This is a genomic window from Capnocytophaga sp. oral taxon 329 str. F0087, assembly GCF_000213295.2.
GTDB lineage: Bacteria > Bacteroidota > Bacteroidia > Flavobacteriales > Flavobacteriaceae > Capnocytophaga > Capnocytophaga leadbetteri_A.
In genome coordinates this window covers 8,119-27,524 of sequence record NZ_KN390015.1, presented here as the reverse complement: position 1 = coordinate 27,524, position 19,406 = coordinate 8,119, and the positions used below count along the sequence as shown (strand labels likewise).

The following is a 19,406-nucleotide window of genomic DNA, read 5'->3' as shown; positions in this document are numbered from 1 at the left end:
CGCAGGCTTTGCCCCACAACAGATTATTTTTACTCCTAATGGGGTTTCTATAGACGAGATAGAAGAGGCTATGCGCTTAGGGGTACAACTCAATATCGACAACCTTTCGGTCTTAGAGCAGTTTGGTAGTAAGCACCCCGAAGTGCCTGTGTGTATCCGTATTAATCCACACGTGATGGCAGGCGGCAATAGCAATATTTCAGTGGGACATATAGACAGCAAGTTTGGTATTAGTATCCACCAAATACCTCATATTCTGCGTATTGTTGAAAACACGAAAATGCATATCAACGGCATACACATTCACACTGGTAGTGATATCCTTGATATTGATGTCTTTTTATACGCTGCCGAAATATTGTTCGAGATGGCTAAAAACTTCAAAAATTTGCAGTTTATTGACTTTGGTAGTGGTTTCAAAGTGCCTTATAAAGAGGGAGATATACAGACGAATATAGAAGAATTAGGCGAACGCTTGAGCGCACGCTTTTTAGCTTTCTGCCAAGAGTATGGGCGCGACCTAACTTTGGCTTTTGAACCTGGTAAATTCTTGGTAAGCCAAGCAGGTTATTTTTTAGTGAAAGTAAATGTAGTAAAGCAGACTACCTCAACAGTTTTTGCAGGAGTCGATTCGGGCTTCAATCACCTTATACGACCTATGTTTTACGGGGCTACTCACTTTATAGAGAATATCTCTAATCCCGAAGGGCGCAAGCGTTTTTATTCGGTAGTGGGCTATGTGTGTGAGACCGATACTTTTGCTTCTAACCGACAGATAGCCGAAATTACAGAGGGCGATATACTCTGCTTCCATAATGCAGGGGCTTATTGCTACACTATGTCGAGCAATTATAATTCGCGCCTACGCCCTGCCGAAGTGCTTTGGTATAAGGGAGAAGCTCATCTTATCCGCAGAGCTGAAACCTTTGACGATTTAGTAAGAGGACAAATTGAAATAGAAATCTAAAAAATTAGTAAATTTGAAAATTAGCAAATTACCAATGGCGTAATTTGCTAATTTTTTTATTTCTTAAAGAAAACGATTGTGCCAGCTTTCAGCCAAAGGCACTTCCCAATTTTCTTCGTATTCTAATTTAGTATTGACAAGGTTGTTAAATACTATTGTCTCTGCCGATACCGCTTTATCCTTGACCATCTTCTTAAAGTCGATTAAGTTCTTATAAGCGATATGTTCTCCTTGTCGATAGCTCACATTCATACGGTCGAGCAGCATAACCTGATACTGCTCTTCAAGCTCTTGTATAAAGCGCACCAAAGCATCTAAAGAGCAGCCCGAAATAGCGTGCGCCCCATAGTTTGCCCCAATAATGATAAAGCGATTATAGCGCAACTCGAACGAAGCCAATAAGTCTTTTCCGTGTACAGTCCATTGGTTTAGATACTCTTCTAATTGAGCGTGCAGTTGCTGTTGTTCTTCTTCAGTAAAACTGCGATTGCATTGGTATACCCACACACGGGCATCTTCTGGAAGTTCTTTAAAATCAATATACATTTTTTTAGTCGTTAGTCGTTAGTGATTAGTCGTTAGTGGTTAGGTTGCTTACTATTTAAAATCTTTTTAGTCGATCTAAGTTCCGTTTATTGTCGCGGTCTTTGATAGTTTCGCGCTTGTCGTATAGCTTTTTACCGCGAACTAAAGCAATATCTACCTTAGCGAGCCCTTTATCATTGATAAAAAGTCGCAAAGGCACAATGGTAAGTCCGCTGTTTTTTACCTCTTTGTTCAGTTTGCGCAATTCTTTCTTTTGCAACAGCAGTTTGCGTTCGCTTTTAGGGCGATGGTTGTAATAGGTGCCAAAATCGTATGCCTCAATCGTCATATTGATAACAAACAATTCCCCTCGCTCGTTAAACTCGCAGAAACTCTCGGCTATAGATGCTTTCCCAAGCCTAATCGATTTAATTTCAGTACCTACCAGCACTATACCCGCCTGATATTTGTCGAGAATTTCGTATTCAAACTTAGCCCTTTTGTTTAATATTTGTATTGTCTTCTGAATCATAGTACAAAGATAGTACTTTTCTTTGAAATACGAACTTTTTTTGATTATTTTTTCTGTTTTTTTATGGTTATTAACCGTTTGTACTTTGCTGAAACTTCGCTAATCCTTCGCTAATCCTTCGCTGATCCTTCGCTGATCCTATAGTGTATGTATATCTAAAGTAAAAGGAAAGAGCGGGAGAAAAATATTTTTTTGCAATTAAGAAATAAGTGGTATATTTGCCGCAAGTTTTAAAAAACATTTAAATCCTATTTAGAAGAAACAGAAAAACCATAACATAAAGACATATATTTATAAGTAACTAATTTAATTTTTATAAGCAATGAAAAAGCTGTTTTTATTTGGTGCATTGGCACTATTGTTAGCGAGCTGTGGTTCTACTAATGAACTTACTCATAACCTAAACAACCACACTACCCAAGTGGTACTTTCTAAGAAAAACTTTAATGTAGTTGAACACGTGAAAGGTGAAGCTTCTAATTTGTATGTGTTAGGTTTCGGTGGTACTAAAGCAGGACTTGTAGGAGAGGCTCGTGCTAAGATGTTACAAAATGCTAATTTAGTAGGCTCATCAAAAGCAGTCATTAATGAGACGGTAGAAATACACTATTTTAGCTTTTTGTTGGGGGCTAACTATAAAGTGGTTGTTTCTGCTGATGTAATAGAGTTTACAGAATAGTTACAAACTATAAAACAACTATAAACAACTTTGCTAAAAGGTAAAACTTTGGCAAAGTTGTTTTTTTGTTTGTTTTGTTAATTGCTATTATTTTTCTACCTTTGCCAATAAATACTAAGTAAAAAATGAAATCTATCAACGAAATACGCGCTGACTTTCCGATATTGCGGCGCATTATCAATCATAAACCTCTTATTTATTTTGACAATGGGGCTACTTCTCAAACACCTATGCAGGTTATTGAGTCGATAATAGCGTATTATTCTTATGAGAATGCTAATATTCATAGGGGGGTGCATACCCTTAGTCAGGAGGCGACCGACCTATATGAGCAGGCTCGTATCAAAGTACAAAAACATTTCAATGCTCGCAAGTCGTCTGAAATTCTTTTTACAGCTGGTACTACTCACAGTATCAACTTGGTAGCCAGCGGCTATGGAGCACTGATGAAAGCCGGCGATGAGGTAATAGTGTCGGCTTCTGAGCACCATAGCAATATAGTACCTTGGCAATTAGCTTGTCAGCGCAGTGGGGCATCGCTAAAGGTAATACCTATGGACGAACGAGGGGTATTAGACCTACAGGCATACGAACAACTGCTTAGTGAGCGTACTAAAATAGTGAGTGTGCAACACGTATCGAACGCTTTGGGCAACATCCACCCTATAGAGGCTATTATCGAGAAGGCACATAGGGTAGGGGCAGTGGTCTTAGTAGATGGCGCTCAGGCAGCCCCTCACTTACAGCCCGATGTGCAAGCCTTAGATGTAGATTTTTATGCCGTATCAGCGCATAAGATGTACGGGCCTACGGGGGTAGGGGCTCTCTATGGCAAAGAAGAATTATTGTTGCAACTGCCGCCTTATCAGGGGGGAGGTGAAATGATAAAAGAAGTGTGTTTTGAGAAGAGTACCTATGCTGATTTGCCTTATAAGTTTGAAGCTGGTACGCCTAATATTTGCGGTGGAATTGCTTTTGGGGCAGCTATTGATTATATGCATTCGTTGGGTATAACAGAAATAGCTGCCTACGAACACGAGTTGTTAGTGTATGCTATCGAAAAACTAAAAACGATTGAGGGGATAGTGCTCTATGGCAATGAAGATTTGAGCAAGCGTACAGCGGTTATTTCATTTAATCTGAAAGGGGTGCACCCTTATGATGTGGGTACTATTTTAGACAAGTTGGGCATAGCCGTACGCACGGGGCATCATTGCGCTCAACCCATAATGGATTACTACCAGATACCGGGTACCGTACGCGCCAGCTTTGCGGTGTATAACACGTTTGAAGAGATAGATACTTTTATAGAAGGAATTAAAAAAGCCCAGCAAATGCTGAGCTAAAAAGAAAAGGGAACAACACAGCGTTGTTCCCCTTTTTTGTATAGTGATACTAATCAGGTAGTTTCTCTTTTCGTATTTGTATTAAACGGTAGTTTTCGGTAGGTACTGCCTTTGCTGAGAGCTTATGAGCTGCTAAGAAATCTTTCAGTTCCTCAATAAGGCTATGAGCGGTATAAGCATCGCGCAAGTGGTGAATTACCCACCACGTTTCTTGTGCGTTGTACAGGTCGGCAGAAAGACTAAGCGATGCAGAGATAGCTTGTAGTTTCTCGGTAAGAGTGTCTTTCAGTTGAGCACGTGTTTCAGAAGTGGTGCCTGTGATAATGACCTTCCAGCTGGTTGCCTTATCATCAGTTACAAAAGTTTCTTTCTCTATGTCTTTCAGTTCCTCTAATAAGTTTTTAGCCTCTTCGCTTTCAGCAGTCGCTGGATAGTTAGTTACGAGCTGTTGCAACTGTTGCTGATAAGCAGCGATTCCCTCTAAACGAGCAGTGGTTTTGGCTTGTAGCAAGGCTATTTTAGGTGCAAGGGCTGTTTCGCGATAGTTGATAGCTTCATTTTGTAAGCGCTCGGCTACGGCTACTATTTCATTCCGATTGTATTCAGCTGTAAGCGAGTCTAAAAACTGCTGAGCCAATTTGTTTTGTTCTTGCTTAGTAGTTTCACCTCCTTGCAATAGTTTAGCATAGTCGGTGCCACTGTAGTTTGTCAGAAGTTTCTCCTTAATACTTTCCGCTTTAGGGTTATGTACATCGGTGTAGTTTTTCTGTAGTTCGTATAGGGCAGCTACCTCTAAGTCGGCAGTAGGTTGTAGAGAAAGCAATCGCTCTAAACGCTGTATAGCCAATTCATTTTCACTAAACTTGGCACGGTATAATACCCCTAATTGATATAGCGCTTCATTGCGGTCTGCCGTTAGCTTACTGATTTCAGCTTCAGTTTTAGGCAGTTTGCTGAGGTAATTATCAGGAGTATCTATCTCTTTTTCTGCTACCTGTTGAGTAGTGGTTGTAGCGCTGAGGTTAGGTATCGTGCTATTGTTTATAGCTGACCATCGCCAGTTATCTTCTAACTTGCGGTCGCCCCAATACTGCTCGAATTGCTGTTTCCCATATGCTACAGTCAGAGGGTTATAGAAGTAGAATTTACCACCCTTTTGTTCGTCGGCTGTAGGCATTGTAAAGCCTAAACCTAAATTAGCATTTTTGACATTCTTAGTCTTCTGACTTCTAAGGGCGGCAAGCTGTTGTAGCGAGTCGATGTGTTTTTGATAGAAAACACGGCGCTCTGCTTCGGGTAGTTTTATTACCTTTAGCACGCTGTCGTTCTTCTTTACTACAAATTCTAATTCAGCAATTTTAGCCAAATTGTCCTTTTTGCGGCGCACATATAGATGCTCAAAGGTGTTTTCAGGAATGTAAGTAAGGGTGCTGTCTAAGTGTTGGTAAGCCCCAATATAATCTTTTTGGTCGAAGTACAATTCCGAAAGCCGAGTGTGAGCTTTAGCTTTCAACGGATTGTTGTCTTTGTTGTGCAATAGGGACTGGCGGTAGTAGTCAGTTGCTAATCGTTTATTAGGGTCTTTTACCAAGTCTGCGTGAGTGTAATACAGCACATCAAGGAAGTCTTTGTGCTCGTAGCGGTTCTCAAGTTTTCGCAAATAAGCTAAAAACGCTGCTTTTTCTTCAGGAGTAAAGGTCTTATTACGCGCCTTTCCAGCTTGCGCTTCTATCCATAGCTTGCGCGGTATTTTCCAGTTCTGTTTTACTACCTTTTCAAAGGCTACTGCAGCTGAATCTTTTTGGTGTTGTTTTTCATATAATTGGGCAGCTATGAAGTAATACCGCCCGCGCAATGCTTTGTTGCGTGTGTATTTACCAGCGAGGTAGAGCGCATCTGCAGCAGCAGGATATTGCTCTTGGTTGATATATGCTTGCCCTAAGGTAGCATAAGCCTCAGCCTTGTCGTTACGGCGCATTTTAGGAGTTTCATTGAGTAGTTCTGTTAACTTATCAATAGCCACTTTGTCTCTTCCCAATCGCAAATTAGTTTTCTGAGCCCATACCGCAGCCTCTGGTATGCGCTCGCTAAATCCGTAGTTAGTAAGTAAGTGGTTAAAAGCCTCTAAAGCAGGGAAGAAGCGTTCGTTATAATAGCGTGCTTGCCCTAATAACATATAGGCATCATCAATTTTGTAGTTGCGTTGTATCCCATTGAAGACCATAGAGTGGCGCTGAATAGTTTTGATAGCTTTTTCTTCAGCACGCTCGAAGTTAGGATTTTCCATTCCTCCTACTTGCACTTTGCCGCTCATACCGATAGGCTCTACCGGTAGTATCTCGCTAAAATTGTCCTGATACTTATTTCGCAACTCGTTTAGTCCTTTAGCGTAGGCTTCTTCGCCATTGTACAACACATTGTATTTAGTAACAATTGGCTGTAGCTGGCGGTTGTAATAAGTATTGGCATTAGGCGTACAAGCGATGATGAGTAGCGTAGCAAAAAGAACAAACGAACAGTATTGTAAGGCTTTTTTCATATTGTTAGCTATAAAAGAATGGGCGAAAGTACTACTTTTTTTTGAAAATACGAAATCCTAACATTAACTTTTTATATTTTAGCAGTAGGTACTTCGCCTATTACAAAGGTATGTTTGCCCTTATCAGCTATCTTGGTGATAGTCTCTAAATATTGGAAAAACTTAATATTCTCATCGCCTTTCATTAGTTCTGAAGCGTTCTTAAGGGCTCTGGCAGTAGCTACTGCAGTACGCGCATTTTCAAGTTCAGAAGTAGCACGTATTTTGCTTTCTAATACTCTTGAGAAGAGGTCTTGTACACTTTTAGGGAAAGTAATATCTATCAGCTGTGCTTTTATTATTTTAAGCCCCAAAGTAGCTACTTCGTTACAAAAATCTTCCTCTTTAAAGTCAGTAATGTCTTCTCGGCATTCGTTTAGTTTTTCGCTAGTGAAAGTGGCGATTTTCTGACGTAGTAGCACCTGTGCAGCGGCTACTATTTGCTGTTCAGCTACAGCAAAATTATCGGCTTCTACCCCAAAGTTATCTACAAATAACTTAGCGTTATCGAGTTTGTAAGCTAAGTAAAAAGAAAAACGCAATGCAATATTATCGGCAGTCAATACCTCCTGATTTACCACCCTTATACTTCTTAATTTTTGCGATAGTGATATGATATGCACTTTCTCCCACGGACTAAATTTATAAATACCCGCACTGAGTTCTTGCTGAAAAACATTCTTTTTGAATAGGAGTCCTACTGAGTTAGGAGCTACCTCTAATTCTTTGTAAAACATATAAATACGATTAACAAGTTAATAAAATAAGAAAGAGAAGACCTCTAAACAGAGGGAGAACTCGATTAAGCCTTTCAAAAATAGCGAAAGGCGGTATCCTCGGTTTTGCAAACTTTGTTTAGAGTGAGCAGAAACTCTGTCTTGTCTTTCTTCCCAATAATAATGAATTAAATGGAGTCATTCCCCTTTCGTTGTTCCGCAATACCTTATTTTGTGAGGGGAAGACGGCTTATATAATAAGTGGCGGTTTATTGTTTCTAAATTTCCTCCCATAGGATAAAGAAATTCATATACAGTTCTTTAGCAGAAAGTTTAGGATACAGATAGCGAATGAGCTTTTTAGTAAGTTTTCCTTTGCTCATTCCTGCAAAAATAAGTTCATCACCCTTATACATTGTTAGTTGCTTGGTCTCCGTTGAAAAATGTATAGTAAGCACTTCGTTTCCGTTTGCATAGAATAGGAAACTACTCACTACATCATTTAGCAAAGGATATTCTTCTTTATACCCTCTTTTATTCCTTAATATCCTTAGCAAATGGTTTCCCTCTGATAGCGGAAGGTGTTTTCTTATCTCAGTAATACGTTCTTCTTCAGGAGCTTCAGGCCACGAAGTTTCTTTTGTCCAGCCTGTACGAAGTACAACTGCGACACTGTCTAATTTCCCCTGATAGAGTTTGCTAAAATCCATTGCTTTAGGATATTGTGCCAGTGCAAGACAAGGGAAAAGGAGGAAGAATAAACGGAGCATAGGCTTGATGATTTTATATTTTCTAATACATAAAAAAGTTTTAGAAAATAATTTTTTGTATCTATTTCCTTTGTATTTGGCTTATAATAGCTTTTCTTATTGTATTACTAATCCCATCATCCTTTTTTAAAAGAGATAAAACAAGATCTATATATGCTTCTTTCCTATCTAAACCTGTTAGCTTGCATAAGTTAGAATTAGCTATCAAACCTTTATTATTAAACACTCTTAAAATAGATTTGTAATCTTTTGAAGAAACATAATTACTAAATTCATCTTTAATCTCATCATATATTTTTTCTTTATCTATTGTGTTATAATTACTATCTAATTGTTTAATAATATCTTCATCATTAGTGATTTTTTGTGTTAATTCATAGAATCTTTTTTGTATTACTTCCTTAAACTTTAGTCTTATTTGGTTCTCTATTTCCTTTTCAAAAAATGAATATATATTTTCTCCTACTTCTCTAAGAACATTATCACTATTTTTACCCATATAATTTGCAATCTCTTTTATGACATTCTCCTCGAGAAAAAGATTTTCAACTTCTGCTACATCTAAAACCCAAATATCTTTAGAATTTAATTTTTCTATTTCCTCTTCATTTCTCCTATCTCTATCAATTAATCCATACGCTTTTATATTATGAAAAGAACTTTGTTCATTAAAGGATTTTACTATTTCAATAACCTTAGTACAACTTCCCAATGACTTAATAGTATAGTCAGGGAAAATGTATTGATAGAGTTTATAATCAAAACTTTTATTTTCTCCTTCTATAAATAAAATAGGTTTTCTACTGCCTAAAACTTCTAAGTATAATGACTCTGGAATAGCCTCATTATTTTCTAAAATTTCATAATCCCAAGTATCATTACCTTCATAAGATTTCATCCAAATTTTCTTTGCATTTTGCCTTGTTATTGCAAAGTCAATATCGTGAGTAAGATATATAAAACAACAATCCTCTCTAGCATTCTCTATTAGGTTAAACAATTTATTAACAAGAGATTTATGTAAGTGCATTTCTGGTTCATCTAGTATAATTATAGAGTTTTCAGGCACACACAATACTTCTCCTATTAGATAAAAAATAACTCGCTCTCCATCACTCATTTCTGAAGAATTATAAATACTATCTGAATTGTCCGAAGGATAAGTTTTTATAACGCCAGCCTCTTTTTTTAGCTTTCTATGAGGTAATACTTTTTCCCATATTTCTTGTATTTTATCTAACTTAGTAAAAGGTTTATCTCCTCCATATTCTTTGTAATGTAAAGACTGTTCATATTCTTCTGTGTGAAGCAAAACAAGTAACTTTTCATAATCATTTAATAGATGAGTATTAGGTTTATCTCCCCATCTATTTCTTTTCTTTCCATATTCCTTTAGATATTCTATATCATCATAATTATAACCATATAAAAATTCATTCTTAGCCACTTCTCTTGATTTTGGACTTACAAAATCAGGCATTATTAGAGATTTTTGAGCAGATATTCTATGGGTAATACCTTTGTAGCTTTCTTCTATTTTTGAACCGAATCTTGTCTTTCCAGAACCATTAGCCCCTACAATAACAAGAGTTTTTAAATCTAATAAAATATCAGATTGTGATCCTTTTTTGAATGATAAAGTTATATTCATAAAAGTAATTAATTATTTTTTACTCTGCAAATATACAACTAAAAACCAAAAGAGCAAGCCTATGCTTGCCCTTTTAGTTCTTTATTTTGAAAGATACATCTTCCTCCTTGTATAAATATCGTAGAAAGCATCATCTTTAAGGCTATCTATAAACAAAATGCTTTCGCCGGTAGATTTCATTTCAGGCCCTAGCTTCTTATCTACATTTGGGAATTTGTTGAATGAGAACACAGGTTGCTTAATAGCAAAGCCCTCTAAGTGCGGATTGAAATGGAAATCAGTGAGTTTCTTCTCGCCCAGCATTACTTTGGTAGCGTAGTTTACGTACGGCTCTTGGTAAGCTTTAGAGATAAATGGCACAGTACGCGAAGCACGTGGGTTTGCCTCAATGATATACACTACATCGTCTTTTACGGCAAACTGCACATTGATAAGCCCTACCGTATTGAGTGCCAAGGCTATTTTATGCGTATGGTCTTTTATTTGTTGCAATACGAACTCACCCAAGTTGAACGGTGGCAAGGTAGCGTTACTGTCGCCTGAGTGAATACCGCAAGGCTCTATATGCTCCATAATACCAATGATATACACATTCTCCCCGTCGCATATTGCATCAGCTTCCGCTTCTATAGCACCATCGAGATAATGGTCGAGTAGCAGTTTGTTATTAGGTATCTTGCGCAAGAGGTCTACCACGTGGGCTTCCAACTCTTCTTTGTTGATGACAATCTTCATTCCTTGCCCTCCCAATACATACGAAGGGCGCACGAGTAGCGGGAAGTCAAGTTCATCGGCGAGTTTGAGCGCCTCATCAGCGGTTTCAGCTACACCAAAACGCGGATAAGGAATATTATTCTCTTTCAGTAGCGTTGAAAAACTACCTCTATCTTCTGCCAAGTCAAGCGACTGGAAGCTAGTGCCTATAATTTTAATCCCATATTTATCTAACTTTTCAGCCAATTTAAGTGCTGTTTGTCCGCCGAGCTGTACAATGACCCCCTCTGGCTTTTCGTGCTGAATAATATCATAGATGTACTCCCAGAACACAGGCTCAAAATAGAGTTTGTTAGCCGTGTCAAAGTCGGTAGAAACGGTCTCAGGGTTACAGTTGATCATTATGGTTTCATAACCACACTCTTCGGCAGCTAATACCCCGTGCACACAGCAGTAGTCGAATTCAATCCCCTGTCCTATACGGTTAGGACCTGAACCGAGTACTACCACCTTTTTGCGGTCAGTTACTACGCTGTCGTTAGCCACGTATTCCTTGCCGTCAGCGGTGCGGATAGGAGCCTCGAAAGTAGAATAATAGTAAGGAGTTTGCGCCTTAAACTCAGCAGCACAAGTGTCTACCAATTTGAATACGCGACGTATGTTTAGCTCCTCACGCTTCTTATGTACCTCACTCTCCCAGCAACCAAGCATATAGGCAATTTGTCGGTCGGCAAACCCTTTTTGTTTGGCTTCAAAGAGGAGTTCTTTAGGTAAGGTGTCTATTTTGTAACGTGATATTTCTTTTTCGAGCGCACATAGTTCTTCATATTGTTTGAGGAACCACATATCTATCTTAGTGATTTCGTGTATGCGGCTAAGCGGAATACCCATCTGTACCGCATCGTATATCACGAATACCCTATCCCAGCTCGGGTAGGTTAGTTTCTCAATAATCTGTTCGTAGTTCTTATAGCCTTTGCCGTCAGCACCCAAACCATTGCGTTTGATTTCAAGCGATTGGGTAGCTTTTTGTAATGCCTCTTGGAAAGAACGCCCTATACCCATTACCTCACCTACCGACTTCATTTGCAAGCCAATAGTGCGGTCAGAGCCTTCGAACTTGTCAAAGTTCCAACGTGGTATTTTCACAATCACATAATCTAACGTAGGCTCAAAGAAAGCGGAAGTGGATTTAGTGATTTGGTTTTGCAACTCGTCTAAATGATAGCCAATAGCCAATTTGGTAGCAATCTTAGCAATAGGATAACCTGTAGCCTTAGAAGCCAAAGCCGAAGAGCGCGATACACGAGGGTTAATTTCAATAGCGATAATATCTTCCTTTTCATCAGGCGATACCGCAAACTGCACGTTGCAACCACCTGCAAAATCGCCTATACTGCGCATCATCTTGATCGCCATATTGCGCATACGTTGGAAAGTGCGGTCAGATAGAGTCATCGCAGGGGCTACGGTAATAGAATCCCCAGTGTGGATACCCATAGGGTCCATATTTTCAATGGTACAGATAATGGCCACATTGTCGTTTTTGTCGCGCAAAAGCTCAAGTTCGTACTCCTTCCAGCCTAAAAGTGCCTTATCGATAAGCACCTCGTGGATAGGCGAGGCTTCCAAACCGCGATTGAGGAGCATATCAAAATCCTCTTTTTTATAGACGATAGAAGCTCCTGTACCGCCCAAAGTAAAAGACGGACGTATTACGAGTGGAAAACCAAAGCGTTGCGCGATTTCTTTTCCTTTAAGGAAAGAAGTAGCCGTTTCAGACGGTGCCATAGGGATACCGATTTCATCAAGCAACACGCGGAATTTTTCGCGGTCTTCAGTGATTTGTATGGCATCAATATCTACCCCGATGATTTCTACTCCAAAGTCTTTCCAGATACCTTTCTCATCAGCCTCAATACAGAGGTTAAGCGCTGTTTGTCCGCCCATTGTAGGGAGAACAGCATCTATTTCGGGGTGAGCTTTTAGAATTTCCACTAATGATTTAGTGGTGAGAGGTTTCAGATAGACCACATCCGCCATAGACGGGTCGGTCATAATGGTAGCAGGGTTAGAGTTAATAAGTATGGTTTTGATACCATCTTCGCGCAATGAGCGCAACGATTGCGAGCCTGAGTAGTCAAACTCGCAGGCTTGTCCGATGATAATAGGTCCTGATCCTATGAGCAGAACACAATGTAGGTCGTTTCTTTTAGGCATTTTATATAGATATTGCTGTGTTTTTTATTTAATTCTTCTCTAAAACATAAAATAAATGAGTGTGTATGAGCCCAGTTAAAGGTGATATTTGCTTCTCTAAAGAATGTTGAAAGGCAAAATCGCACTTTTCGAGTACGTGTTTAGATGCCTTGTTTTCCTCATAAACAATTGCCATCAATCGCTGTAACCCCAACTGTTCAAAGCCGTATTTAATAATAACTTTAGAGGCTTCAGTAGCATATCCCTTTCCCCAAAATGGCTCGCCTAACCAATAGCCTAGTTCAGCTTCATTTTCTTTCAAAGGGCAGTTGCTATTTCCCTGAAAGTGCAGCCCTATGCTACCTATAATTGTATTGTCAGTCAAACAAATAGCAAATGTATGAGGCTTGCAAAGAATATGTTCAATAACATATCGGCTTTCTTCTTCGTTTTGGTGAGGGTTCCATCCAGTTATAAGAGCTACATTAGGATTTTTTGCTAATTCATATAAATTAGCGCTATCAGAAAGTTGCCACTGGCGAAGTGTAAGCCGTGAGGAGGTTAAGGGGGTATTATCTCTCATTTTATTATTTTGCATAAAAAAATAGCTACATCTTTCAAAAGAAAAATATAGCTACTATAATAATAAAGAATATTGTTGCCCTGCGTATCTCTTTCGAGTACTGCCTATCAAAGCACTAAAGAGTGCTAACTGACTCATATTCTTAAAGGTGTTCATTTAACAATTAATAATTGCACATTAAAAAAGAGCGAAAAACGGGTCTCGAACCCGCGACCTCAACCTTGGGAAGGTTGCGCTCTACCAACTGAGCTATTTTCGCTTATTATGCTGCAAAGGTACAACAAAATTTAATACCTGCAAATTTATACCTGAAAAATTGCACTTACTACTGGAACTTACATTTTTAGTTTACCTGCACTTTCAAGCTCAGACTCAGCCTTTATTGTATTACCAATTTTGAAAGATAAGTCCATAGTCAAAATATTTTTAAAGGTTACGTAAAAGCAAAAAATCATTACTCTCGTTAGAAAGTAATGATTGTTTTAAGTCGTACTCGGAGCGGGACTTGAACCCGCACAGGCATTGCTGCCCACTGGATTTTAAGTCCAGCGTGTCTACCGATTCCACCATCCGAGCATCATCGTTATATGTAAGTAACAAAAAAAGAGCGAAAAACGGGGTTCGAACCCGCGACCTCAACCTTGGCAAGGTTGCGCTCTACCAACTGAGCTATTTTCGCTTGTGTTTTTCAGTAAGTTTGCAGCTGATTTGTTTCTCATTTGCGGTGCAAAGGTACAACAAATTTCAATACCTGCAAATTTTTTCTTACTTTTTTTACAACTTTTTTTGCTTCAAAAAGCTAACTTACATTCTTTCAGGCACTTGTATTCCTAACATTTTAAACGAAGCGGCTATAATTTCGCCTATTTTCTCGCATAAAACTACTCTGAAGTGCAACTTCACAGGCTCTTTTTCCCCTAAGATGGATACGTTTTGGTAGAAAGAATTGAAGTCTTTTACCAAGTCGTATACGTAATTAGCTATCACAGCAGGACTGTATTCTTCGGCTGCTTCTTGCACAATAGCAGGGAAAAGGGTAATACTTTTTAGCAGTGCTTTCTCTTTTTCGTGCAGAGTATCAGGCATAGCTGTGCTGTCTGCGACTCCCATTTCGGCGTATTTCCGCAAAATCGACTGTATACGCGCGTAAGTGTATTGTACAAAAGGACCTGTATTCCCTTGGAAGTCGATAGACTCTTTAGGGTCGAAGAGGATGCGCTTCTTGGGGTCTACCTTTAGTATATAATACTTCAGTGCCCCTAAGCCGATAGTGTGGTATAAGGCTTCTTTTTGCGCTTCGGTATAACCGTCGAGCTTGCCGAGTTCTTGCGAAATCTCCTTAGCGGTTTGCTCCATTTCGGCTATAAGGTCGTCAGCATCTACTACAGTACCTTCGCGACTCTTCATCTTGCCGCTTGGTAGGTCTACCATACCATAGCTGAGGTGGTATAAGTGCGAAGCCCAATCGTATCCTAACTTCTTGAGTATCAAGAAAAGCACTTTGAAGTGATAATCCTGCTCATTACCCACCGTATATACCATTCCCTTTACATCGGGGTAGTCTTTCACGCGCTGCGTAGCAGTCCCCATATCTTGGGTGATGTATACCGAAGTGCCGTCAGCACGCAGTACCAACTTCTCGTCTAATCCATCAGCGGTAAGGTCGCACCATACCGAGCCGTCTTCTTTTTTGAAGAAAACACCCTGTGCTAATCCTCTCTCTACAATGTCCTTCCCTAATAAATAGGTGTTGCTTTCGTAGTAATACGAGTCGAAATCTACCCCTAAATTCTTATAAGTCACCGCAAAACCATCGTACACCCAGCCGTTCATCTTTTTCCAAAGCGATATCACTTCAGGGTCGCCGGCTTCCCATTGGCGCAACATCTCCTGAGCGGCTACAAATATAGGGGCTTGCTTTTCGGCTTCCTCTTTGCTTTTTCCTTCGGCTATCAGTTGCTGAATTTCCTCCTTATAAGCCTTGTCAAAAGCCACGTAGTAGTTGCCTACTAGCTTATCGCCTTTTAAACCAATACTTTCAGGGGTTTCGCCGTTGCCAAAACGTTGCCACGCAATCATTGATTTGCAGATGTGTATCCCTCTATCGTTGATGATTTGGGTTTTATACACCTTATGTCCAGCAGCTTTTAGTATTTCAGCTACCGAATACCCCAAAAGGTTGTTGCGTATATGCCCTAAGTGCAGCGGTTTGTTAGTGTTAGGCGATGAATATTCTACCAAAATCGCCTCTTTGCTGTTAGGGGCAGCCAAACCAAAGTGCTTATTTTCTCTGATTTGGTCTAAGAAATCGATGTAATAACTATCGGCTATCACAAGGTTCAAAAAACCTTTAATAACGTTGAAATCGCTAACTAAATTGCCAGCGTGTTTTTTCAGATAGTCACCTATTTGTTCGCCAATTTGCACAGGGTTTCCTTTGATGTGGCGCAATAAGGGGAATATCACAAGGGTAATATCACCGGTGAAATCTTTGCGAGTTTGCTGTAGTTCAACGGTTTCTAAATCAACGCTGTACAACTGCTGTACGACCTGAGTGATATGCTGTTTTAAAGTGTCTTGTAAAGTAAGCATCGGTATTGTCTTTATTTTAAAAGTGCAAAGGTAATAATAATTTGCCAATTTGTCAATTTGTTGATTTTGCCAATCAGGTCAAACACACAAAAGTCTGCTCATTCTTCCCAGCCTTCCCAATCCTCCCAGCCCTCCCAGTCCTCCCATACTTTTTATATATACTTACACCGAACGATGAACGAACGATAAACGAACGATGAGCGAACAATAAGCGAACAATAAGCAAAAGGTAATTGACAAATTGACAAATTGACAAATTGACAAATCGGCAAATTAGCTAATTGCCAAATTTCCCCGCGTATTCTGCGATGACATTTTTGTCAAAATAAGGTTCTTCATCTATATGCAGTAGCACTGGTAGTTGGGTTTTATGCAAAATAAACGACTCAGTTGAAGGGTTAGGTGTGCCGCTGAATACAATGCCATACACATCTAAACCTCTGTGCTTTAGGGCTTCGTAAGTGAGTAACGTATGGTTGATACTGCCTAAGTAATGGCGCGATACCAGTACGATTTTATCGGTAGGGCGGAGTAGGTCGAGCATCGTGTCGTCTTCGTTTAGTGGCACGAAAAGTCCGCCAGCAGCCTCTATAACCAAGTGGTTATCAGTCTCAGGGCGCACTATCTTAGATAATTCTATGCGTATGCCATCTAATTCAGCTGAAAGGTGCGGACTGGCAGGAGTATGAAGAGCGTAACTATTGGGGTGGAAAACAGTGCGTGTGTTAGAGATAAGTCGGCGTACTTTGTCGGTGTCAGAATTCTCCAAATCGCCTGACTGTATGGGCTTCCAATAGTCAGCTTCAAGAGCTTCGGTAAGGATAGCCGAAACGATGGTTTTTCCTACTTCGGTAGAAATACCTACTACAAAATAAGTGTCTTTTTTCTTCATTTTGATTGTTTTTTTTGATTTTTCAGAAAGCAAAATTACTAGTAAAAAATTAAATAACCATCGCCAGTACAAAAAAATGTTAAAAATATTTTAAATATAATTTGCAAGATTTGGTAAAAGTTCCTACATTTGTAGCTCGAAAATAACCTTCGGGAAGAGCATTTCCCGACCTAAATAACAGTATATATGAAAGTTACAGTAGTAGGAGCTGGTGCAGTAGGTGCCAGCTGTGCAGAGTACATCGCTATTAAGGACTTTGCTTCTGAAGTAGTATTAATTGACATCAAAGAAGGTTTTGCTGAAGGTAAAGCTATGGATTTGATGCAAACTGCCTCTCTCAACGGGTTTGATACTCGTATCGTAGGGGTAACTAATGATTATGCTAAAACTGCTGGTAGTGATGTAGCAGTGATTACCTCTGGTATTCCTCGCAAGCCTGGTATGACACGCGAAGAGCTTATCGGTACCAATGCTAACATCGTTAAATCAGTAGTAGAACAGTTGGTGAAATACTCACCAAACGTGATTGTAATTGTAGTGAGCAACCCTATGGACACTATGGCTTATTTGGTACACAAAGCTACCAACTTGCCTAAAAACCACATCATTGGTATGGGAGGCGCGCTCGACAGTGCTCGCTTCAAATACCGTTTGGCTGAAGCGCTAAATAGTCCTATTTCAGACGTAGATGGTATGGTAATCGCTGCACATAGCGATAGTGGTATGCTACCACTTACTCGTTTGGCAAGCTACCGCGGAGTGCCTGTTACCGAATTCCTTTCAGCTGACCGCCTCAACCAAGTAGCCGAAGATACTAAAGTAGGAGGAGCTACCCTTACTAAATTATTGGGTACTTCAGCTTGGTATGCACCAGGAGCAGCTGTTTCAGCTTTAGTACAAGCTATTGCTTGTGACCAAAAGAAACTTTTCCCTTGCTCAGTATTGCTCGAAGGCGAATACGGCGAAAAAGACGTATGCGTAGGTGTGCCTGTAATTGTAGGTAGAGATGGTGTTGAGAAAATTGTAGAAGTAAAACTCAACGATGCTGAAAAAGCGAAATTTGCTGAAAGTACTGCCGCTGTACGCGAAGTAAACAAAGCGTTAGCTGGTGTGTTGTAAGATTTTTGTAATCATAATAGAAAAATAGGCTGTCCTAATAACAAGGACAGCCTATTTTTTTATCTGTATCATAAATCATTAGCACTACCACGAAATAAATACGCCCCCAGTAGTAACCAAGTACATCTTCTTTATGGGCACAATAGGTTTGGTATGCTGAATGAGCTGGTAAGAAAGCCATATACCAAAATTTTTAGTGATATGATGCTTTAGTTGTAAATCGTAGGCAAAACGTGGATTTGCGATATTGCTATCTAAGCGCGAATGCATATAACCGCTGGTGGTAAGCTGCCACTTCTCGCTGAAGAGTATTTTGAAGCCTATAGCTAAGCGGGTTTTGAGGGTACGCTGGTGCAGAGTGATATTCTCGCCTGTATACTTAGGAACACCGTCCATATTCCATTTTTCGTATTCGTAAAAAAAACCGAGACCGCTAGTTAGGATAAAATGCTCTGATTGTATAAGTCTATACCTCGACTGCATACCCGAGGCTACCCGCAACAGCAACCCCCGTGTAGGCGACCATACCAATTCGGCAAACGGATAAACCTCTAAGCGTGGTTTTACTAAATAGCGATATTCCATATGTAGAAAACCATTGCTGACGTTTACAGTATTGCCAAAAGCAGTAATCTCTAACTGATTGATAAGGGTAATAGCTTTTTTCTTCTGAAGTAGCCAACTAACATTGGCATTGTTTTTAAAACTGAAGAAGTTCTCTTTTTCAGTTTTGAAGTTGAGTTCAGGCGCAACAGAGCCTTGCCAAGAGCGGGTGGTATCAATTACCGTAGCGAGACTCTCGGTAAATATAATCTGTGCGCGCAAGGTTAGGAGGGGACACAGTAGGCTAAACAGTAAGCAGTAGCGTAAGAAGGTCATATATTTACTATTTGGGCACGGTCGGCTTGGCTATAAGCCCACGGTGCTCCGTTATTCTCTATATTGGTCATCATAGCATTTAGCTCGGTAGGAGCCGCTGATTGCTCCATTACTGAGTATTGGCGCAGCTCCATAATAATACTCACCGGACTAATGCTCACAGGGCAGGCTTCGGCACAAGCGTTGCAAGTGGTACAAGCCCATAACTCTTCCGCCGTGATGTAATCGCCTAATAGCTGTTTGCCATCATCTTCAAACTTGCCGTGCTTATCGATGTTCTTACCAACTTCTTCTAAGCGATCGCGGGTTTTCATCATAATGGCACGTGGTGAGAGCTTCTTGCCAGTAAGGTTTGCCGGACACTCATCGGTGCAACGTCCGCATTCAGTGCAAGTGTAAGCACTCATTAGCTGTACCCACGTAAGGTCGGCTACATCTGAAGCCCCAAATTTTTCAGGAGGGGAAGTGTCTTGAGCAGCAAAAGGGTCAGCAGTAGGGTCTAACATTAGTTTTACCTCACGTGTCACCGTAGGATTTACTTTTAGTGCTCCTAAAGGTTGAATAGAGGCGTAGTAGGTATTAGGAAATGCTAATAATATGTGCAGATGTTTAGAGTAGTATAAGTAGTTTAAGAAGCACAAAACCCCGATGATATGCAACCACC

General features: G+C 39.9%; 16 protein-coding genes and 3 tRNA genes. 4 read left to right on the top strand and 15 right to left on the bottom strand.

The features are described from left to right. Positions 1-967: diaminopimelate decarboxylase family protein (locus HMPREF9074_RS07845; RefSeq protein ID WP_034540197.1), on the top strand; the 967-nt coding region annotated here is incomplete at its 5' end. Between the two features lie 63 nt (positions 968-1,030). On the opposite strand, the gene HMPREF9074_RS07840 is transcribed toward HMPREF9074_RS07845, so the two are convergent. Both HMPREF9074_RS07840 and smpB read right to left on the bottom strand, forming a co-directional pair. After that, positions 1,031-1,513, bottom strand: coding sequence for a hypothetical protein (locus tag HMPREF9074_RS07840; protein WP_009391192.1), 483 nt, complete (start codon positions 1,511-1,513; stop codon positions 1,031-1,033). 55 nt (positions 1,514-1,568) lie between these two features. After that, a complete protein-coding gene (smpB, locus tag HMPREF9074_RS07835) occupies positions 1,569-2,024 on the bottom strand; it encodes an SsrA-binding protein SmpB (protein ID WP_009391195.1) in 456 nt (151 codons plus the stop codon). A gap of 322 nt (positions 2,025-2,346) precedes the next feature. On the opposite strand from smpB, the gene HMPREF9074_RS07830 reads away from it, so the two are divergent. After that, positions 2,347-2,703 carry a DUF6567 family protein gene (locus HMPREF9074_RS07830; RefSeq protein ID WP_009391197.1) on the top strand — a complete coding sequence of 119 codons (357 nt, stop codon included), beginning with the start codon at positions 2,347-2,349 and terminating at the stop codon, positions 2,701-2,703. Positions 2,704-2,828: 125 nt separating this feature from the next. Continuing rightward, on the top strand, positions 2,829-4,049 hold the full coding sequence (locus HMPREF9074_RS07825) for an aminotransferase class V-fold PLP-dependent enzyme (RefSeq protein WP_009391201.1): 1,221 nt from the start codon (positions 2,829-2,831) through the stop codon (positions 4,047-4,049). A gap of 49 nt (positions 4,050-4,098) precedes the next feature. On the opposite strand, the gene HMPREF9074_RS07820 is transcribed toward HMPREF9074_RS07825, so the two are convergent. The 11 genes from HMPREF9074_RS07820 to bioD all read right to left on the bottom strand — a co-directional run bounded on the left by HMPREF9074_RS07820 (position 4,099) and on the right by bioD (position 16,744). Continuing rightward, entirely contained in the window at positions 4,099-6,588 is a 2,490-nt protein-coding gene (locus HMPREF9074_RS07820) for a type IX secretion system periplasmic lipoprotein PorW/SprE (protein WP_009391202.1), read from the bottom strand. 71 nt (positions 6,589-6,659) lie between these two features. Continuing rightward, entirely contained in the window at positions 6,660-7,364 is a 705-nt protein-coding gene (locus HMPREF9074_RS07815) for a slipin family protein (protein WP_009391203.1), read from the bottom strand. Between the two features lie 257 nt (positions 7,365-7,621). After that, positions 7,622-8,113 (bottom strand): hypothetical protein, encoded by a 492-nt coding sequence (locus tag HMPREF9074_RS07810; protein WP_009391204.1) that lies wholly within the window; start codon positions 8,111-8,113, stop codon positions 7,622-7,624. 61 nt (positions 8,114-8,174) lie between these two features. Then, positions 8,175-9,764 (bottom strand): DUF4435 domain-containing protein, encoded by a 1,590-nt coding sequence (locus tag HMPREF9074_RS07805; RefSeq protein ID WP_009391206.1) that lies wholly within the window; start codon positions 9,762-9,764, stop codon positions 8,175-8,177. 81 nt (positions 9,765-9,845) lie between these two features. Further along, positions 9,846-12,698, bottom strand: coding sequence for a carbamoyl-phosphate synthase large subunit (gene carB / locus HMPREF9074_RS07800; RefSeq protein WP_009391207.1), 2,853 nt, complete (start codon positions 12,696-12,698; stop codon positions 9,846-9,848). 28 nt (positions 12,699-12,726) lie between these two features. Further along, positions 12,727-13,275 (bottom strand): GNAT family N-acetyltransferase, encoded by a 549-nt coding sequence (locus HMPREF9074_RS07795; protein WP_009391208.1) that lies wholly within the window; start codon positions 13,273-13,275, stop codon positions 12,727-12,729. Positions 13,276-13,446: 171 nt separating this feature from the next. Beyond that, positions 13,447-13,519: transfer RNA gene (locus HMPREF9074_RS07790), tRNA-Gly, on the bottom strand. A gap of 231 nt (positions 13,520-13,750) precedes the next feature. Next, a tRNA-Leu gene (locus HMPREF9074_RS07785) sits at positions 13,751-13,836 on the bottom strand. 30 nt (positions 13,837-13,866) lie between these two features. Next, positions 13,867-13,939: transfer RNA gene (locus HMPREF9074_RS07780), tRNA-Gly, on the bottom strand. A gap of 125 nt (positions 13,940-14,064) precedes the next feature. Beyond that, a complete protein-coding gene (gene argS, locus HMPREF9074_RS07775) occupies positions 14,065-15,852 on the bottom strand; it encodes an arginine--tRNA ligase (protein WP_009391212.1) in 1,788 nt (595 codons plus the stop codon). Between the two features lie 277 nt (positions 15,853-16,129). Further along, positions 16,130-16,744, bottom strand: coding sequence for a dethiobiotin synthase (gene bioD / locus HMPREF9074_RS07770; RefSeq protein ID WP_009391214.1), 615 nt, complete (start codon positions 16,742-16,744; stop codon positions 16,130-16,132). Positions 16,745-16,930: 186 nt separating this feature from the next. Here bioD and HMPREF9074_RS07765 point away from each other — a divergent pair, with 186 nt between their 5' ends. After that, complete coding sequence (locus tag HMPREF9074_RS07765; protein ID WP_009391215.1) at positions 16,931-17,863, top strand: malate dehydrogenase; 933 nt, start codon at positions 16,931-16,933, stop codon at positions 17,861-17,863. Positions 17,864-17,947: 84 nt separating this feature from the next. Here HMPREF9074_RS07765 and HMPREF9074_RS07760 read toward each other — a convergent pair whose 3' ends face one another. Both HMPREF9074_RS07760 and HMPREF9074_RS07755 read right to left on the bottom strand, forming a co-directional pair. Continuing rightward, on the bottom strand, positions 17,948-18,742 hold the full coding sequence (locus HMPREF9074_RS07760; RefSeq protein ID WP_009391216.1) for a DUF481 domain-containing protein: 795 nt from the start codon (positions 18,740-18,742) through the stop codon (positions 17,948-17,950). Next, positions 18,739-19,406: 4Fe-4S dicluster domain-containing protein (locus HMPREF9074_RS07755; RefSeq protein ID WP_034540194.1), on the bottom strand; the 668-nt coding region annotated here is incomplete at its 5' end. The genes HMPREF9074_RS07760 and HMPREF9074_RS07755, both read right to left, overlap by 4 nt.

What these genes read in the sequence shown, in the direction of transcription:
- argS (WP_009391212.1), bottom strand. Translation starts at nt 15,852, where the DNA reads ATGCTTACTTTACAAGACACTTTAAAACAGCATATCACTCAGGTCGTA.
- HMPREF9074_RS07760 (WP_009391216.1), bottom strand. Translation starts at nt 18,742, where the DNA reads ATGACCTTCTTACGCTACTGCTTACTGTTTAGCCTACTGTGTCCCCTC.
- bioD (WP_009391214.1), bottom strand. Translation starts at nt 16,744, where the DNA reads ATGAAGAAAAAAGACACTTATTTTGTAGTAGGTATTTCTACCGAAGTA.
- smpB (WP_009391195.1), bottom strand. Translation starts at nt 2,024, where the DNA reads ATGATTCAGAAGACAATACAAATATTAAACAAAAGGGCTAAGTTTGAA.
- HMPREF9074_RS07815 (WP_009391203.1), bottom strand. Translation starts at nt 7,364, where the DNA reads ATGTTTTACAAAGAATTAGAGGTAGCTCCTAACTCAGTAGGACTCCTA.
- carB (WP_009391207.1), bottom strand. Translation starts at nt 12,698, where the DNA reads ATGCCTAAAAGAAACGACCTACATTGTGTTCTGCTCATAGGATCAGGA.
- HMPREF9074_RS07795 (WP_009391208.1), bottom strand. Translation starts at nt 13,275, where the DNA reads ATGCAAAATAATAAAATGAGAGATAATACCCCCTTAACCTCCTCACGG.
- HMPREF9074_RS07820 (WP_009391202.1), bottom strand. Translation starts at nt 6,588, where the DNA reads ATGAAAAAAGCCTTACAATACTGTTCGTTTGTTCTTTTTGCTACGCTA.
- HMPREF9074_RS07765 (WP_009391215.1), top strand. Translation starts at nt 16,931, where the DNA reads ATGAAAGTTACAGTAGTAGGAGCTGGTGCAGTAGGTGCCAGCTGTGCA.
- HMPREF9074_RS07825 (WP_009391201.1), top strand. Translation starts at nt 2,829, where the DNA reads ATGAAATCTATCAACGAAATACGCGCTGACTTTCCGATATTGCGGCGC.
- HMPREF9074_RS07840 (WP_009391192.1), bottom strand. Translation starts at nt 1,513, where the DNA reads ATGTATATTGATTTTAAAGAACTTCCAGAAGATGCCCGTGTGTGGGTA.
- HMPREF9074_RS07830 (WP_009391197.1), top strand. Translation starts at nt 2,347, where the DNA reads ATGAAAAAGCTGTTTTTATTTGGTGCATTGGCACTATTGTTAGCGAGC.
- HMPREF9074_RS07805 (WP_009391206.1), bottom strand. Translation starts at nt 9,764, where the DNA reads ATGAATATAACTTTATCATTCAAAAAAGGATCACAATCTGATATTTTA.
- HMPREF9074_RS07810 (WP_009391204.1), bottom strand. Translation starts at nt 8,113, where the DNA reads ATGCTCCGTTTATTCTTCCTCCTTTTCCCTTGTCTTGCACTGGCACAA.